This is a genomic window from Sinomicrobium weinanense (assembly GCF_018863395.1).
Taxonomy (GTDB): domain Bacteria; phylum Bacteroidota; class Bacteroidia; order Flavobacteriales; family Flavobacteriaceae; genus Sinomicrobium; species Sinomicrobium weinanense.
In genome coordinates this window covers 520,844-539,934 of record NZ_JAHKRR010000002.1, presented here as the reverse complement: position 1 = coordinate 539,934, position 19,091 = coordinate 520,844, and the positions used below count along the sequence as shown (strand labels likewise).

General features: G+C 48.6%; 8 protein-coding genes. All 8 read left to right on the top strand.

Translation table 11 applies throughout. The features are described 5' to 3' along the window. Window positions 1–207 precede the first annotated feature (207 nt). The 8 genes from KN811_RS07830 to KN811_RS07795 all read left to right on the top strand — a co-directional run bounded on the left by KN811_RS07830 (window position 208) and on the right by KN811_RS07795 (window position 18,983). Window positions 208–4,329, top strand: a complete 4,122-nt coding sequence (locus KN811_RS07830; RefSeq protein WP_247716433.1) for a hybrid sensor histidine kinase/response regulator transcription factor — start codon at window positions 208–210, stop codon at window positions 4,327–4,329. A gap of 294 nt (window positions 4,330–4,623) precedes the next feature. Then, window positions 4,624–7,812, top strand: a complete 3,189-nt coding sequence (locus tag KN811_RS07825) for a SusC/RagA family TonB-linked outer membrane protein (protein ID WP_187964692.1) — start codon at window positions 4,624–4,626, stop codon at window positions 7,810–7,812. Window positions 7,813–7,824: 12 nt separating this feature from the next. Beyond that, window positions 7,825–9,270 (top strand): RagB/SusD family nutrient uptake outer membrane protein, encoded by a 1,446-nt coding sequence (locus KN811_RS07820; protein ID WP_187964693.1) that lies wholly within the window; start codon window positions 7,825–7,827, stop codon window positions 9,268–9,270. Between the two features lie 11 nt (window positions 9,271–9,281). Continuing rightward, window positions 9,282–9,926 carry a fasciclin domain-containing protein gene (locus KN811_RS07815; RefSeq protein ID WP_216334765.1) on the top strand — a complete coding sequence of 215 codons (645 nt, stop codon included), beginning with the start codon at window positions 9,282–9,284 and terminating at the stop codon, window positions 9,924–9,926. Between the two features lie 53 nt (window positions 9,927–9,979). Beyond that, window positions 9,980–12,484, top strand: a complete 2,505-nt coding sequence (locus KN811_RS07810) for a glycoside hydrolase family 2 TIM barrel-domain containing protein (RefSeq protein WP_187967322.1) — start codon at window positions 9,980–9,982, stop codon at window positions 12,482–12,484. After that, window positions 12,481–15,060, top strand: a complete 2,580-nt coding sequence (locus tag KN811_RS07805) for a glycoside hydrolase family 95 protein (protein WP_216334763.1) — start codon at window positions 12,481–12,483, stop codon at window positions 15,058–15,060. The genes KN811_RS07810 and KN811_RS07805 overlap by 4 nt, the downstream gene beginning before the upstream one ends. Window positions 15,061–15,335: 275 nt before the next feature. Next, a complete protein-coding gene (locus KN811_RS07800) occupies window positions 15,336–16,769 on the top strand; it encodes an alpha-L-fucosidase (protein ID WP_187967323.1) in 1,434 nt (477 codons plus the stop codon). Between the two features lie 30 nt (window positions 16,770–16,799). Then, window positions 16,800–18,983, top strand: a complete 2,184-nt coding sequence (locus KN811_RS07795; protein ID WP_187967324.1) for a glycoside hydrolase family 31 protein — start codon at window positions 16,800–16,802, stop codon at window positions 18,981–18,983. Window positions 18,984–19,091 lie beyond the last annotated feature (108 nt).

Sequence of the window (19,091 nt, the reverse complement as noted above, 5' to 3'; positions counted from 1 at the left end):
ATACACCCTTTTTCGGACTTCAGTACCCCGGGGAATTGATATATTTACCCGGATCCGTGCTCCGTTAAATGTCAAATGGAAAATTATATGTGCAAAAAGTATAAAAAACACGGATAATTAACAACTTTTTTGTGTAATATTGAATTTGAATGTCACTGTCCGCAACAGGACAGATTCTTATTTCACGATAGTGAATATTGTACGGGAATGGATATGATGTGTCGTATTTTTCAGTTTGTTTTCCTGGTGTTTTTTTTACCCGTAATGGGTATAGCCCAGAATGAGGCCTATACGTTCCGGAGGTTGTCTACTGCAGACGGGCTTTCGCAAAGTTCCGTGATCGCTATCCGGCAGGACCACCTGGGACAGATGTGGTTCGGTACCAGGGACGGGCTCAATAAATATGACGGGACCAGTTTTACCGTTTACCGGAACGACCCCGGCGACTCCCTTTCCATCAGCAACAGCGACATCCTGGCCATTGAAGAGGACAGCGACGGTTATATCTGGGTAGGGACCTACAATGGGTTGAACCGTTTCGATCCGCGTACAAACACATTTAAAAGATATTTTCATACCAATGCTCCCGGTGCTCTCAACCACAATACGATTTTGTGTATCAGGCAACTGCAAAACGGGGAGATATGGGCAGGCACGGCAAACGGGCTTTCCGTTTATGACCGAGAGAGCGATACCTTCACCACCGTTACCCGGAAGAGGGAAGAAGCTAATAGCCTGCCAGACAATTTTATTTCCTCCATACGGGAAACCCGGAAAGGTGAAGTCTGGATAGGCACATCCGGAGGAATATGCCGGTTTTTGCAGAGAAAGGAAGGCAGGTTTAGTTTTCGCTCATATCCTGTTTCGGCCCGGCCGGCAACACCACTCTTTGTCCAGGACATCATAGAAGATGGCAAAGGCAACCTGTGGGTGGGCAGCAAGAACAGGGGGCTCTATAAACTGGATACGGATAGTGGTAAACTCCACCCTTTTCTGAACAGGGACAAAAATACCGGGATAGACAAAGATGTACGGAGCCTCGCCATAGACGGGGAAGGAATACTGTGGGTAGGCACCTATCACGGAATAAACACCATAAGCCCGGACGGAAAAGTGAGAAAAGTACTGAACAGGCCGAACAGGCCTTCCAGCCTGAGCAAAAATACGGTGAAGTCAGTGTTTGCCGATAAAAAAGGATCTGTGTGGATCGGTACCTACTACGGGGGGATCAACATATGGGACAATGCCAATGTGAACTTTACCAATTACAGCCATTCCACAGACCATAATTCCCTGAGCTATGACGTGGTCAGCTCTATGGCATCCGATCGCAGGAAAAACCTGTATTTCGGGACCGAAGGAGGAGGGATCACAGTACACAACCGGGAGACAGGACAGTCAAGATACATCAATACCCGTAACGGGCTGCCAAGTAATAATATCAAGTCCATGCACCTCACTGCCGCCGAAAAACTCTGGATAGGTATGTTCAACGCAGGGATTGCGGTCTATGATATACGGGATGGCAAATTCTCGGACAGGCAGCTACCCGATTCCCTCAGGAAGTTTCTAGAGCATACCAGCATTTATGCCATAGCGGAAAAGGAACCCGGGGTTTTCTGGTTGGGCACCTTTGGCAGGGGACTGGTGAGATATAGCGATAAAGACGATACATTTACCGTGCTGAAACATGATCCGGGAGACCCGAATACCTTGTCCAGCGACCAGATCAGGACGGTCCTGGTCGATTCGAAAAACGCCGTATGGGCCGGGACACAACGAGGTTTGAGCCGTATAATCTTTCATGGGAAAGCTCCTGATGAGGTACGGGTAAAACACTTTTTCTACGATCCGGAAACCCTTTCCGGCGATGATATACTAACGGTATTCGAAGATAGTAACGGGCAGCTATGGGTAGGTACAAAATCAAGAGGGTTGTTTTTAAGGGAGGGAAATACTTTCAGAAATATGGAGATCCGGCCCGATAATGATATTATAACTGCCATACATGCCATTGTGGAAGACAACAGGGGCAATCTGTGGCTCGGTTCCAACCAGGGTATTGTCAGGTACGATCCTGGTACAGGTATGGCCCGGCTTTACAGTCAGAAGGATGGATTGATAAGCAATGAGTTCAACGACAACGCCTGCCTGAAATTAAATTCCGGCAGGATATGTTTCGGCGGCCCCATGGGCGTGTCTTCTTTTGATCCGCAAAACATCGTTGTCAATTCCTATGCCCCGCCGGTGATCCTTACCGATCTGAAAGTCAGGGACGAATCTGTAGATGTAAGAAAAGAGGGCAATATCCTGGACAGCAGCATCACCTATACCAGGGCCGTGACCCTGAGTTACGACAAGGCAAATTTCTCTATAAATTTTGCCATTCCCAGTTACCTGAATCCTGCGAACAACCAGTATGCCTATCGCCTGATAGGCCTGGACGACCGGTGGAACACCGCTTCCGGTACAGAAGCCACATATACCATTCAAAACCCCGGGACCTACCGGTTTGAAGTAAAAGGCGCTAACAACGACGGGGTATGGAACGATACCCCCACCACGCTGGAGATTACCGTAAGGCCTGCGCCCTGGCGGAGCTGGTGGGCGTTTTCCCTTTATGCCATGTTCATCGGCCTTGCCCTGTACGGGCTTATATGGATCATGAAGTCCAAGGCCAGGCTGAAGCACGAACTGGAACTGGAACACCTGGAACGGAAAAGAGTAAAAGAGGTCAACCAGGCCAAATTGCAGTTCTTTACCAATATTTCACACGAATTCAGAACGCCTTTAACCTTGATCCTCGGACCGTTACAACAGCTTCTTGCCAATTACAAAGGCAGTAATAAGATGTATAAAAAGCTGCTGGTCATAGAGAGTAGTGCCAACCATCTGCTGCAACTTATCAACAGGCTGATGGATTTCAGGAAACTGGAGAACAGCCAGTCCAGGCTTCAATCTGCGGAAGGCAATATGGTGAAGTTTCTCAGGGAGATATACCTGTCCTTTACGGAATTTGCGAAAGCCGGAAAATACAGCTATACCTTTGATGCCACCCCCGAAGAGATCCCCGTGTATTACGACCGGAACAAGCTGGAACACGTTTTTTACAACCTGATCTCAAACGCTTTCCGCTATACGCCCAACGGGGGCGGGGTGATTGTAAAGGTGCGGAAAGGCAAGAGAAATGTTATTGTCGAGGTCCGGGACTCCGGAGTAGGGATACCCGAAGAACATATAGATAGGATCTTCGACCGCTTTTTTGAAATAGGTGGTGGCAGCAAATCGCGGGAAGTACATCACAAAGGCACCGGGATAGGCCTTTTCCTGGCCAAGAGCAATGTGGAATTGCACCAGGGCAGCATAAAAGCCCGGAACAGAAAATCCGGAGGTGCCGCATTTAAGGTAAAACTGCCGCTTGGCAGGGAGCACCTCACCGAAGATGATATACTGAAAGACTTCCGGTTTAGCGATGATGTCTCTCTCTATACTGCACAACTGGAAAAAACAGGGCATATGGTAGAAGAGGAAGTGCACGACCTGGTCTTTGACGAGAATAAAAATACCGTATTGATCGTGGAAGACAATGGGCCGTTGCGTTTGTTTATAAAAAACCTGTTGCAAAAAGATTACAATGTGCTGGAGGCCGGTGACGGAAAAACAGCGATGAAAAAAGCCCTGAAATACATTCCCGACCTGGTTATAAGCGACGTTATTATGCCGGAAATGGTAGGTACAGAACTCTGTGCGAGCATCAAGGGCCATTTAAAGACCAGTCATATCCCTGTAATATTGCTTACCTCCCGGACCTCACTGGTATATAAGTTCGAAGGCCTGGAAAGCGGGGCCGACGATTATATCAGCAAACCTTTTAATGTCAAGGAGTTCTGCCTCCGGGTACGGAACCTCCTCGAATCTACGGAACGCCTGAAAAGTAAATTTTCCAGCGAAGACCATCTTTCCCCGTCGGAAATAACTGTTTCTTCCATGGACGAAAAGCTGTTAAAAAAAGCCCTGAAGATCGTGGAAGACAACATTTCGGACGAGCAGTTCGATATCCCCGCTTTCTGTACCGAACTCGGGGTAAGCCGCACCATGCTTTTTACCAAGATAAAAGCCTGGACCAATTTCACCCCCAACGAATTTATCCGCGAGATCCGTATGAAACGCGCTGTCCAATTGCTGGAACAGGATAAGCTCAATGTATCCCAGGTAAGTTATAAGGTTGGTTTTCGCAACCCGAAATACTTTGCCAGGTGTTTCCGGAAAAAATACGGGCTGACCCCGTCTGAGTACGTCGACAAATTTTCTGCAAACTACGTCGAATAATCCTTTCTTTCCCCTGAGATACTACACTTTAGCAGTGAAAACGGATGTTTGTACACCCATTTTCGAACTTTTGCAACCTCCCTTGTCTCTACATTTGAGGCATGAAAAACAGAAAGCCAAAAACCAGGCTGGTAGAGATATTCCTGGTAACGCTGATCATCGTTATGGGATTACTGATCATATATTTCAGCTATTGACAATCCAATGAACGGCAAGGGACCGGGTTCTCGACCTCAGGAAAATCATACCTCGTAATACAGGACAATATTCTTATTTAACCAAAACCAGAACATTATGATTAACAGATCGCCCGTTTCTTCCAGGAAAATAGGGTTTGGAAGAAATGCAACCGAAATGCAACCCCGCTCTCCGGGAGTTTGGAGGGAGCGCATAACAGGAAACCATTTAAAGCGGTTATTCCTGTTTCCGGTACTGGCCTGGTTCCTTCTGTCCGGGACCACGCTGACCGCCCAGCAGAAAAATATTTCAGGCATCATTACCGCCGAAGAGGACGGCATACCTCTTATGGGGGTCAATATCGTAGTAAAAGGAAAAGCAGTAGGCACCGTGACCGGACCGGATGGCGATTACGCTCTGTCTGTTCCGGATGGTTCGGAGGTGCTGGTCTTTTCCTTTATGGGTTTTGAAACCCAGGAAATACCGATAAATAACAGGCCCGAGATAAACGTTGTGCTGAAGTCCGATAGTCAGAACCTGGATGAAGTTGTGGTTATAGGTTACGGTACCCAGAAAAAACGTGATGTCACCGGGGCAATATCCTCGGTCAGTGAAGAATCGATAGTGGAACGCCAGCCGGTAGATGTATTCGATGCCCTGCAGGGACAGGCTGCCGGAGTGCAGATCAATACGGATTCCCGGCCGGGAGGAGGAGCATCTATCCGTATCAGGGGTACGGCAACACTCCAGGGCGGACAGGACCCTTTGTATGTGGTGGACGGAGTGCCGATGGACAATATTAACGGGATCAATCCCAACGACATTCAATCTATGGAAATCCTGAAAGACGCCGCTTCCGGAGCCATATACGGCTCGCGTTCGGCCAACGGGGTAGTTATCATCACCACAAAAAAGGGCGTGGAGGGGAAGCCACGGATAGATGTACGCTATAATGTGATGTTTAGTGAATTGTCGCATAAATTACCGCAGGCCACTGCCGACGACAGAAGGCTATACGATCGGAAAAGGACCAGTAGCGAAGAGATCCCATCGTTGAATTCAGACTCCTTAAACCCTTCCTTTAATGCGGATAACGACCTGCAGTCCATGTTGACCCGTACAGCGGTGAGACATCAGCTGGACCTGTCCGTAAGTGGCGCCAGCGATAAGATGAACTATTATGCCAACCTGGGGTATTTGAGTGATGAAGGTATTATTATCAACAGTTGGTCCAGGCGTGCCCGCTCGAGGATCAATCTCGATTTTAAACTCTCGCCCAGGCTTACCTTCGGCAACCGGATGAATTTCTCTTTTCAGTCGGAAAACAGGATCAACGAAGGTATGACCCTGTCGCAGGCCATGCAACGCCCGCCTACTTTCCAGGTTTATTTTCCCGATGGAAGCCTGGCGCCGACCCTCGGCGGGAGAAGGAACCCTGTTGCCTGGGCGTTGTTATATGTCAATGAATTTAAATATTATGAAGCGAATGTATATAATTACCTCACCTTTAATATTACCGATGATCTGAAGATCACTTCCGATTTTAATGTCCGGGCACAGTATGGAGAACATACGTTTTTTTCCCCTAAATTACTGAGCAATGACCTACAGCAGAACTCAGGAGGGTACAGCAATAGCTTCGACATTTACTGGATGCAGCAAAATTACCTGAATTATGACAAAACCATAAATGAAGATCACACCATCAATGCCGTACTGGGAATGAGCGCCGAAAAATGGGTGGATAACGGGGCCCAGATAGAAGGGAATACCTATGTTTCGGAATCCATTTTAACGACCAATGCCATCCAGGACAAGATACTCTCCGATATATACAACGACAGGTCTACCCACACCCTCGTAGGGATTTTCGCGAGGCTGGGATACAGTTACAAGGGCAAGTATATTTTTAACGCCAATATCCGGCGCGACGGTTCTTCCAGGTTCGGTAAGGAAAATCGCTGGGGAACATTTCCCTCCGCATCCGTAGGATGGAGGTTTTCGGACGAGTCCTTTATGCAGGGGCTTTCCAATATACTCGATGATGGTAAATTAAGGGCCAGTTACGGGGAAACGGGAAATGAGAGGATAGGCAATTACGATGCCCTGGACAGGTATACCTTCGGAAATAATTATTACAACGGCGTATTGGGTATCGTACCCTCCAGTTCTTTAGGGAACAGCGAACTGAGTTGGGAGACCACAAAGCAATTTAATGTGGGGATTGACCTGACCTTTTTGAAGAACCGTATCAATTTTGTGGCCGATTATTATAAAAAGACCACCGAAGATCTCCTTTACAGCGCTCCATTGCCCGGAGAGGTCGGTTATACCTCTACAAGGGTCAATATAGGTTCCATTCAGAATGAAGGATTTGAATTTGCCATAAATACGTATCCCGTAAGGAATGAGAAATTTACCTGGAACCTTTCCTATAATATGTCATTCAATAAGGATAAGGTCTTGAAACTTTATGATGGCATCCCTTTGACACCCAACGGCAGATGGTATCTCGAAGAGGGAGGCAGATTAGGCGATTTCTACGGATGGAAGAATCTGGGAGTGTACCGGTATGATGAATCCAATGCCTATACCCCGGACTGGCAGATGCTGGAACCAGTCTTTAACAACGGGGAATTTTCGGGGCAGTACCTGCTCGACGGCCAGCCTTATGGCGGAGAAATAAAACAGCTCAGAACGCCCGGGGGAGTATCGGGGGGAGGAGATGTTATCTGGCAGAATACGAACGGTGAAGACGATATTATCGATGATAAGGACAGGGTAGTGCTGGCCAATGCCCAACCGAAATTTATTGCAGGCATTTATAATCAGTTTGATTATAAAAGTTTCAGCTTCTCTTTTAATGTCTATGTACAATGGGGCAACACCATCTACAACCGGGGAAGAAGGAATCAGAGCACATTTAACGGCACAAACCTCACCCCCGATAAATATATAATCCGTGATGCCTGGGAGAATCCCGGGGATATTACACGTGTGCCGAAGGTTCCTGATGCCAGCAGAATGGGGAATATGCAGGAGCTTAACAGCTATTTCCTGGAAGACGGGTCTTTCATAAGGCTGAGAAACGTTAAGCTCACCTATAAACTCAATCCCGTTATTGCCGAGAAACTGAAAATGGACGGATTGAGCGTGTATCTGTACGGAAATAATTTGCTGACCTGGACAAATTATCTGTGGTACGATCCGGAGATCCCGATGGGAAGCCCTCTCTCTATGGGGGAAGATAACGGACGTTATCCGAGGAGCAGGCAAATGGGGTTAGGTTTGAATATTAACTTTTAAAAGCATTTAGACATGAAAAAAATATTTCTGTTTTTAGTGTGTACGGCAGCTTTAGTTGCGGCATCCTGTGAAAGTTTTTTGGACCAGCAGCCGGAATCCGAACTCTCCGCAGACAATTTCTGGCAGACAGAAGATGATATTCGTGCCGGAATAGCAGGTATGTACGACGGTATACAGGGCGTTATAAGTTCCAGGTATATAGAATGGGGAGAGGCCAGGTCCGATAATTTTACCAATGGCGGAACCGGTATTACATCCATCAATTTTGCACTGAACGGCCTTACGGCAGATATGGGAGAGGTCAATTGGGATCAATTGTATGCTACCATCAACAGGGCTAATCTGGCTATTAAGAACCTGCCCCTTATTACCGGGGGGGAGATTAGCGAGGCTGCAAAGAACAACTTTCTGGGACAGGCCTATGCTATGAGGGCTTACAGCCATTTTCTGGGAACAAAGGTATGGGGCGGAATACCTCTCATGTTAGAACCGGTCACCGACAGGGACTTTAAGCCGCAACGCACCGCCGCGGAAGAAGTGCTACAAAGTGTAATTGAAGACCTCAACATCGCGTTGGAACTCGTAGACCCGAACAATATCAATGTATACGAAATAAATACCGGTGGTATTTTATGCATGCTTACCGAGGCCTATATGTGGCAGCAAAACTATCAGGAAGCCCTGGAAAGTTCGGACCGGTTACTGGCTTTGGACCGGTACTCCCTGGCCCAGGGGCCCGATGAGTGGAAAATGGTCTTTACGGACCCTGCCAATTCGGATGAGGCGATATGGAGTATGTATTGGTCTTTTGAAGAAGACGGGTCTAACGCCCTGGCAGCCAGGATTGGTTCGTCAACCAATACAAGCCCTTTTATTCTGGACCTGAACCTGCTCAGTGAATGGCAGCAACAGGAAAACGATTTCAGGAGGTATCTCACCTACGACACCCTGGAAGCAGTGTCTACCGGGGCAGTGCAGGACATCTGGAAATATTACCCCCCCGCCCCCGACGGCCTGGTGGCCTCTGCATTACCTCCGGCTAACCAGGCCGAAGTGAGGAACTCCCTTTACAGGCTCTCGGATATGATGCTGTTACGCGCGGAGGCTTTTAACCAGTTGGACAATACTTCCGAAGCGGTCTCCCTGTTGAATGATATCCGGATAAGAGCAGGCCTGGACCCGGTAACGGCAGATATGTTTGCCAATAAAGAAGAACTGGAAAACGCTATTCTCAAGGAAAGACAGTTCGAGCTGTTTGCCGAAGGAAAAAGATGGTTCGATCTCAGGAGGACCGGGAAAGTTGTGGAAGTGATGGACCCCCTGCTTCGTCAAAGGCAGGAAGACAGACAGATAAATGTGATCGGTTTCGGAGATCCCGGTTTCATTTTATTTCCCATTAGCAGGGATGCCCTGAACGAAAATCCCAATTTGGAACAGAATCCACCCTATTCAAGATAAAATTTAGAACGATGAAAAAATATCTGTATATACTCCAGGGAATACTTGTTATAGCAAGTATTACAATATTCACCGGCTGTGAAGTGGCCGGCCTCGACCTGCAGGAAGACGAACCTTATGATTATCATGTCCTGGACCCTGAAATAGACATGACCGCCTCGGAATTTCTCTATTTGTCCAGGCAGGACACCCTGTTTCAGCTTATGCAACAAGGTATAGAATATGCCGGGCTTACGGAAGAATACAGTAAACCGGACAGGACTTTCCTGTTCCTGGCCAACGAAGCCATTCTCCGGTATAATGTAGATGGCACGGTTAACGAGGACTGTTATTTCGGATACCATAAAGTGAACGGGGAACCGGCGGCAGGATGGGAAGATTACGCTGTAGAGGACGTAAGGGATTTTTTTCTGTACCATATTATAGAAGGATCGTATTCCTATGATAACCTGACACCGGAAAATACGGAGGTCGCAACCCTGCTGAACAGTGAGAATAATAAGGCATATATGAAGATCATGAATGCCAGGAACTCCAAGCTCAGGGTAAACGACATTCCTTTTACCCCCCGGTTTATTGAAGCCAGGACCAGTAACATCCAATCCACTAACGGTATAATACACGTGTTTAATGGTTTCATTGAACCTGTACCATAGACCCTTTGCAGAAAAAACGGAACCTGAGATGTTTAATCTTTAAATTTAGATTCATGACCCGCTTATTGTACATTTTTGTAATCGTGACTATTTTTTTCGGTATCCCCGGTATGGCCCAGCAGGATAATAAGGTCAGGTTAAATGAGGGATGGGAATTCCTGAGATCCGACCTCGGCGGTATATGGGAAGCTGTGAGGCCTGCGGAAAAAGGAAGGCCCGAAACAGTTCCCTTTTGGGAGCCGGTCTCGTTACCGCATAGTTTTAATGCGGAAGATGCCGTAGACCCGGACGTAAACTATTACCAGGGCCCCGGTTGGTACAGGACAGCGTTGGATATAGCCAACCCGTTTGAGAAAGGGCGTACATTGCTTCATTTTGAAGGAGCGGGTCAGAAAACCGAAGTATATATAAACATGACCAAAGTAGGGGAACATGTCGGAGGGTATGATGAGTGGACGGTAGATATCACCGAAGCCGTAGAAGCATTTAAGCAAACAGAAGAATTCCGAACGCGGTTTGATGGAAAAATCCCCCTGATCATCCGGTGCGACAATTCCAGGGACGTGGAATTGATCCCTTCGGACCTGTCAGACTTTAACCTTTACGGCGGAATATACAGGTACCTGAACCTGGTATATGTCCCCGGAATATCCGTTGACCGGGTTTTTGCATCTGCCGGAGTGGATGAAAAGGGAAGGGAAGGAAAACTCAGTATTCGGGCCAGGTTCTATGACCCGTCGGCCATTGGGGGTGCAAAATTTCATATACAACTGCTGGACCCGCAAGGAAAATTGATAGGCAGCCATGAAGGGGACCTGCGATCTTCGGATGAAAGAACACCGCTGTGGGAAACCGCGGTAAAAAAGCCCGAATTGTGGTCGCCCGGAACCCCCGCCCTGTATACGGTAAAAATAGAGGTAAAGTCCCCGGGAGGAACTTCACGCCATACCGAAAAAATAGGTTTTCGCCACTTTGAATTTGTAAAAAACGGGCCGTTCAGATTAAACGGGGAAAGACTGCTGCTTCGGGGAACACACCGCCACGAAGACCATGCCGGGGTGGCCAATGCCATGACCGACGAACAAATGCGTGAAGAAATGCTGCTGATGAAAGAAATGGGCGTTAATTTTATCCGCCTCGGGCATTACCAGCAGTCCCGTACCATTCTCAACCTGTGCGACAGCCTCGGGATCCTGGTCTGGGAAGAGATCCCCTGGTGCCGGGGCGGCCTGGGAGGAGAAATTTATAAACAACAGGCCAGGCGAATGCTTACCAATATGATAGAACAGCATTACAATCACCCTTCCGTAATTATCTGGGGGTTGGGTAATGAAAACGACTGGCCCGGGGATTTCCCGGAATTCGACAAGGCAAAGATCAGGGCGTTTATGACAGAACTTAACGATCTTTCCCATACGCTCGACCCGTCGCGAAAAACGGCCATACGCCGGTGTGACTTCTGCAAGGATATTGTCGATGTTTATTCGCCTTCCATCTGGGCCGGGTGGTACCGGGGCATTTATACCGAATACAAAAAAGTATCGCGTGAAGAATTTGAAAAAGTAGATCACTTTCTCCATGTGGAGTGGGGAGGGGACAGCCATGCGCGAAGACATTCCGAAACCCCCGATAAGGTGTTGAGTGAGATCCCCACCGGCAAAGGAGCAGATGAAAGGGAGGGCGATGCTTCCCTGTATGGCGGGGCTGCCCGGGTGTCGAAGGACGGTGACTGGAGCGAAAGCTATATCTGCAACCTCATAGACTGGCATTTGAAAGAACAGGAAACCATGCCCTGGCTGACAGGGACGGCATACTGGCCGTTCAAAGATTTTTCCACCCCGGTCCGGCCGGATAATCCCGTTCCTTACGTAAACCAGAAAGGTGTGGTGGAACGCGATTTTGAGAAAAAAGAATCCTATTTCGTTTTCCAGTCCTACTGGACCGATAAGCCTATGGCACATATTTACGGGCATACCTGGCCCGTAAGATGGGGGGATGAAGGAGAGCGGAAAATGATTAAAGTCTATTCCAACTGCGATAAAGCCGAACTGTTCTTCAACGGAAAGAGCTACGGCGTTAAAAAAAGGGACAGCCGGGATTTTCCCGCTGCAGGCCTGAGATGGATGGTCGAACCCGTGACAGGGAAGAACGAAGTAAAGGTAATTGCCAAAAAAGGAAAGGAAGTGGTGACAGACCATATCTCCTTTGAATATCAGACCGAAAAATGGGGAGCCCCCGACCATTTTGAACTGCAAAAGGAAAAAGAAGAAAATGGTGTGGTCACCGTTTGCGCCAGGGCATATGATAAAAACGGGGTGTTCTGCCCGGATGCAGATGAGTTTATACGGTTTTCCCTTACGGGAGACGGGGAGTTGATGGATAACCAGGGCACATCTTCCGGTTCGCGTAAAGTACAGTTATATAACGGAAGAGCGATGATAAAGGTCCGCACCAATGGGGGATCGAGCGTTATTGGTGTCCGGTCGGAAAAAATACCTTCGGCTTTCCTTTACCTCGGAGATAAAAAAGACATATTAAAAGGTATACATACGGAATGATGAGAGCAACTGGAATATACATAACAGGAATCATCTTGTGCCTCTGCCTGTCCTGCCAGAGAAAAGGAGAAGGTATGGAAACACCTCCTCTAAGGCTGTGGTACGATCATCCCGCAGAAGCCTGGGAAGAAGCACTCCCGGTAGGAAACGGCCGTATCGGGGCGATGGCCTTTGGCGGTACGGACACCGTACAATTACAGCTCAACGAAGCCACACTCTGGTCCGGTGGCCCCCGGGACACCAATAACCCCGGGGCAAAAGAAACCCTTCCGGAGATACGAAAGGCGCTTTTTGAAGAAGACTATGTAAAAGGAGATGAACTGGCCAGGAAAATGATGGGCCCTTACAGTGCCCGCTATCTTACCCTGGGCAATCTTTTTCTGGACAATAAGCCCGTAGGGGAAACTACGGATTACAGCCGCGAACTGGACCTGAATACCGCTGTTGCCAGAACTACGTACACCCAGGGGGATGTGACGTATACAAGAGAGGTTTTCAGTAGCTACCCGGGACAATTACTGGTCATGCGGATAAAAGCCGACAAACCGGGAAGTATTTCGTTCTCCACACGTTTTGACAACCCCATGCCGCATACGATTTTTGCAAAAGAGGATAATCATATTGTCCTTAAAGGCAGGTGTCCCTCTTTTGTGGCCCATAGGCCTTATGAAGAAAAGCAGGTAGTATATGATGATGGGGAGGAAGCCATAAGTTATGAGGTCCATTTGCAGGCAAGGGCCGAGGACGGGGAAGTAAGATCGGACAGTACGGGTATCCGGATACATGATGCTTCGGAAGTAGTATTGCTCCTTTCCGTAGGGACCAGTTTTAACGGACCTCATAAATCCCCTGTTACGGAAGGAAAAGAGCCGGGAGCAGAAGCGGAAAAACACCTGGAACTGGCCAAAGGAAAAACATATGCACAGTTATTGCAGGAACACCTCAAAGATTATCAGGGCCTTTTTAACAGGGTAGAACTGTACCTGGGGATGGACTCCCTTGCTTACGATCCTACGGATGTAAGGTTAAAACGATATACGGAGACAGGAGGGCACATTGATCCCCAGTTGACCACATTGTTGTACCAGTACGGACGTTATCTGCTGATAGCCTCATCAAGAAAAGGAGGGCCTCCGGCTAACCTGCAGGGCATATGGAACGACAAGATGCAACCGCCCTGGGGCTCCAATTACACGGTGAATATCAATACGGAAATGAATTACTGGCCTTCCGAACCGGCCAATCTGGGCGAATGCGGTTCCCCCTTGTTCGATTTTATAGAAGAGCTTGCGGAAAATGGCAGGGAAACGGCGGCGGTCAATTACGGGGCAGGAGGATGGACAGCCCATCACAATTCCGACATATGGGCCATTTCCTCACCTGCCGGCGGTGCCGATTGGGGAGATCCCAGGGCCCAGCCCCGGTGGGCCATATGGCCTATGAGCGGTGGATGGTTTTCCCGTCATTTATGGGAACATTACCTGTATACCGGTGATAAGGCCTTTCTGGAAGAAAAAGCATATCCCCTTATGAAAGGTGCTGCACGGTTTATGCTGGACTGGCTCGTGAAAGATGCGCAGGGACGGCTGGTGACCAATCCCTCCACATCCCCGGAGAACGCTTTCCGGGTAAACGGGGAAAGGACAGGTTCCGTAAGTGTGGCATCTACCATGGATATGGGAATTATCCGTGACCTGTTCAACAATACCATACGTGCGGCAGAGGTATTGCGCGGGGACGAAGCCTTTGCCGGAGAATTAAAGTCCGCTTTACAGCAGTTATATCCCTTTCAAATAGGAAAATACGGCCAGTTACAGGAGTGGTATAAGGACTGGGACGACCCGGATGACGCCCACAGGCACCTGTCCCACCTCTATGCGCTACATCCTGCCGCGCTTATTTCCCCCCGGCATACACCCGAACTTGCGGCGGCGGCCAGAAAAAGCCTGCTCATGCGGGGCGACGGGGGTACGGGCTGGTCAAAGGCATGGAAGATCAACTGGTGGGCCCGCCTCAAGGACGGGGACCATGCCTGCACCATGTTGAATAAGCAGTTGTTCCTTACGAGGGAAAAAGAAATTAGCGTCGAAGACAACAGTGGTGGCTCATATCCCAACTTATTTGACGCACATCCGCCGTTTCAGATAGACGGTAATTTTGGGGTGACCTCCGGAATAACCGAAATGCTGATGCAAAGCCATGAAGGAGAAATAAGTTTGTTGCCGGCCTTACCCGGTATGTGGAAATCCGGATATATCAGGGGAATTAAGGCCCGTGGTAATTTTGAAGTGGATATGGCCTGGCAGGACGGTATGCTCCGGGAAGCAAAGATCCGCTCGGGGCTGGGGGGTAATTGCAGGTTGCACACCGCTGTTCCCGTAAAAATAAAGGAAACGGAATATTGGGAAGCCACCGGTCCCAATTCCAATCCCCTGCTTCAGACGGATAGCCCCCCGGAATTTGTAAACAATTCAAAAACGGAACGGACAAGTATGGAAATGCCCGAAGGATATACCATCGATTTTATGACCCGGGCCGGAAAGACATATACTGTAATACCAATAAAAGACGAGTAAATTAACCGACAAAATAACCGAACATGAAATACCCGTTAACAAAATTTTCAAACCAACCGAAAATGTTCTTTGGGCATTGCATCCCGATGTTATCGGGACAAGTGCTGACCTATTAAAATTTATAGTGAGCCTGTCGAACTAACAAATAAAAAAGAACAGATCGATAGTTTGCAAACCGGAAAACGATGAAATAGTCGGAAGTCGGAAGCCCGAAGTCAGAAGTAAATATACTTCGGACACCGGACGCCGGACTTCGGACCTCAAAAACAAACCATATGAAAATAAAACAAAAAATTCTTCTGGGGATATGTATGGCACTTATGGCTCCGAACCTTTTTGCCCAGGAAATCCCGAAAGACGAACGTATGCAATGGTGGCGCGAAGCCCGTTTCGGCATGTTTATCCACTGGGGTGTATATTCCCAGTGGGGCGGGGTCTATAAAGGACATGAACAGGCCAGGGGCGGGGCCGAATGGATCATGAACCGCTGCAAAATTCCCGTTGCGGAATACCAGGAAAGGGCAAGAGGGTTCAACCCTGTTAATTACAACGCGGACGAATGGGTGCGAACGGCCAGGGATGCCGGGATGAAATATATTGTCATTACTGCCAAACACCACGACGGTTTTGCCATGTTCAAATCGGAAGCGAGCCCGTTCAATATTGCAGACTGGACCACTTATGGAAAAGATGTGCTGAAACCCCTCGCGGATGCCTGCCGGAAATATGGCATAAAACTCGGGTTCTACTATTCCCAGGCACAGGACTGGAACAATCCGGGAGGTACAGTAGCCCGGAAAAAGATGAAGGAAGGCTGGCCTAATCCCGATAGTACCAGGATCGACACCTATACAAAAGCCCATAAAGGGCATTGGGACCCAAGACAGGAAGAAGCCACTTTTGAACAATACATAGACAGGGTTGCCATACCACAGGTAAGGGAGTTGCTTACCAATTACGGGGACATAGCCGTACTCTGGTGGGATACCCCGGTGGGTATGACCGACGAAACCGCACTGAAATTACAGGAACTCCTGAAACTCCAGCCACAGATTATTACCAACGACAGGTTAAAAAGACCAAACTTCCCCGGAGATACCGGAACTCCGGAACAAAAAATCCCCGGTGCCGAAGAACTGGACGGCAGGGACTGGGAAACCTGTATGACCATGAACCACACCTGGGGGTACAGGACGTCGGATACGGATTGGAAATCTGCAGAGACCTTGATCCGTAACCTGGTAGATATCGCTTCCAAAGGAGGGAATTACCTGTTGAACATCGGGCCCAAACCCGATGGTACCTTTCCTGTGGCAAGCGTGGAACGTTTGAAGACTATAGGAAAATGGATGGACACAAACGGAGAAGCGGTTTACGCAACAAAAGCCAGCCCCTTGCCTGCAGTCGACTGGGGGCGCTATACGGTTAAAGAGAATCAAGGGGAAACCGTGATTTATGCTACGGTCTTTGATTGGCCGGATACGGGAAAACTGGAGATACCGGGATTAAAGAACCCTGTTGGTTCCGCCAGCTTACTGGCCGATGGGGAACCGCTCAAAACAAAGAACGGGGAAAATGGCTTAATCGTAGAAATACCCCGTCAGGCCCCGGACGCCATTGCCTCGGTGATCGAAGTCAGGGTGAAAGGAAAAGTGGAGAATGTCAACCGGGGAGGAAAGAAAAAGATGAAAACAGGCTCTGTTGACTGAGACTGAAATGCCAAATAACAACCGAAACTGATGAACGGAAAAAAGCATTTGAAAATATGGGTACTTGCCGTATTGTTCTTCGGGCACGCTGCCGTGTTAAAGGGACAGTCCCCGCAATGGACGGAAGTGGCCCCCGGGGTATGGAAAACTGTCGTGGGGAACCCTGAAGATTACGACCTGTTAAAAGCAGCCGGTTGCCTTCCTAAGAAAGGGGCTTTGTCACAAATGGATAAAACGGTCTTTCCGCTGAACAGGGAAGAAATAAACGGCAATGTCGCCGATGGAAAAACTTCTTTGCGGTTTCCGCTGGAAAAGGAAGAGCAGGTATACGGTTTCGGCCTGCAGTTCAAAACGGTACACCAACGGGGACAGATACTTCGTTTGCACGTGGACCATTATGGTGGCAGGGATGACGGCAGGACCCATGCCCCGGTACCTTTTTATGTGTCCTCCGAAGGCTATGGCGTGTTTGTTAATTCCGCCAGGTATATAGAGGTCTATGCCGGGTCGGCCGCCAGAAAGGACAGTAAGAATGCCCCTGTGGCCAGAGACAGGAATACGGATGAAAACTGGACTTCCAGACCGTACTCCGATGCGGTGGAAATACTGGTCCCCTCCGCAGGAGTGGAAGTTTATCTCTTTGCCGGGCCTACACCCCTTGATGCAGTACGCAGGTATAATCTCTTTACCGGCGGAGGGCCTTTGCCTCCCCGCTGGGGACTCGGGTTTACCCAGCGCGTGCACAAACTCTATACGGACCGGCAGGTGACCGATGAAGCAAATGCCTTTGAAAAAAAAGGTTTCCCGCTGGATTTTATAGGCCTGGAACCGGGCTGGCAGAGCAAAGCCTATCCCAATACTTTTGAATGGGATAGGGAAAGGTTCCCGCAACCGGAAAAATTTGTCCGGGAATTGAGCGACAAGGGCGTAAAGGTGAATTTATGGGTAAACCCTTATGTATCTCCCGAATCCCCGGTTTATAAAGATATTCTGCCCTATACGGCCTCCCATACCGTATGGGCGGGGATAGTCCCCGATCTCAGTATCCCGGAAGCAGGGAAGGTCTTTTGGGGACAGTTCCGGAAAAAGCATGTGGATATCGGGGTCAGCGGGTACAAAATAGATGAAGTGGATGGCTATGACCGTTACCTCTGGCCCGATGTAACCCGGTTTCCTTCAGGGCACAGTGCAGAACAGATGCGTCAGACCTATGGTTTGCTGGTACAAAAACAGAGTGCAGCGCTTTTTCGCGAAAAGAATACCCGTACCTACGGCCTGGTAAGAGCTTCCAACGGAGGCGGGACTTCATTCCCTTATGTCATTTACAACGATTATTACAATCACGAAGATTTTATAACCGCCTTGATAAACAGTGGTTTCAGTGGTGTTTTGTGGACCCCTGAGGCCCGTGCTTCCAAAACAGCCGAAGAATGGTTAAGAAGGATACAGTCGGTAGTGTTTTCGCCCATGGCCATGATCAATGCATGGTCCAGCGGAACCAAGCCCTGGTCTTTTCCGGAGGTCGCAGATGAGGTAAAACAAATGGCCTTGCTCAGAATGCGGATGATGCCCTATTGGTACACAGAATTTGCCAAATATCACTTTAACGGGACCCCGCCGTTCCGTGCCATGGACCTTGAAGAAGGTTTTCAGCAGCAACCTAAAGCGCTGACCTTGTCCGATAGTGAAGTCGACCTCGAAGAAAACCCTTATGCCGAAGCTGTAAAAAAGGAAGTGAAAGACCAATATATGGCCGGTGAGTACCTTTTGGTGGCCCCGATGTTTACGGGACAAACATCCAGGAAAATCATCCTGCCCCGGGGAAACTGGTACGACTTTTATACCGGTGAATATGCCGGGAACGGAGAAGTGATCACGGTGGCTCCGGGACTGGAAAGGATCCCGGTATATGTGAAGGATGGCGGGATCATCCCGATGATGCCTGCCAGGCTACACGCCCCGGCCACAGGTGAAAAGACCGATATCGAAATACGCCACTACGGCGAAAAACAGGGATATTATTTACTGTATGACGATGACGGGGAGACCTTTGATTATGAAAAAGGAGCATACACCTTCCGGGAAATACGTACCCGGAAACAAACCAATGGAAAATGGAAAGGAAGCATTTCCCGACCCGAAAGAGGAAAACCGAATACCATAGGCAAAGTAAGCTGGCGGTTTATGACGGGAGAAACAAAAAATAAAAATTGATAGCTAAAGACCTCAGGGCATACCGATAACTATCGGAACATGAGGTATTCAAATAAAACAAATGATAAGTGCATTTCCGATGCAAGCCTTTCGACACTTCGACTGCAC

Coding starts and splice junctions, on each gene's coding strand:
- KN811_RS07805 (WP_216334763.1), top strand. CDS start 12,481: ATGATGAGAGCAACTGGAATATACATAACAGGAATCATCTTGTGCCTC.
- KN811_RS07815 (WP_216334765.1), top strand. CDS start 9,282: ATGAAAAAATATCTGTATATACTCCAGGGAATACTTGTTATAGCAAGT.
- KN811_RS07810 (WP_187967322.1), top strand. CDS start 9,980: ATGACCCGCTTATTGTACATTTTTGTAATCGTGACTATTTTTTTCGGT.
- KN811_RS07800 (WP_187967323.1), top strand. CDS start 15,336: ATGAAAATAAAACAAAAAATTCTTCTGGGGATATGTATGGCACTTATG.
- KN811_RS07825 (WP_187964692.1), top strand. CDS start 4,624: ATGATTAACAGATCGCCCGTTTCTTCCAGGAAAATAGGGTTTGGAAGA.
- KN811_RS07795 (WP_187967324.1), top strand. CDS start 16,800: ATGAACGGAAAAAAGCATTTGAAAATATGGGTACTTGCCGTATTGTTC.
- KN811_RS07820 (WP_187964693.1), top strand. CDS start 7,825: ATGAAAAAAATATTTCTGTTTTTAGTGTGTACGGCAGCTTTAGTTGCG.
- KN811_RS07830 (WP_247716433.1), top strand. CDS start 208: ATGGATATGATGTGTCGTATTTTTCAGTTTGTTTTCCTGGTGTTTTTT.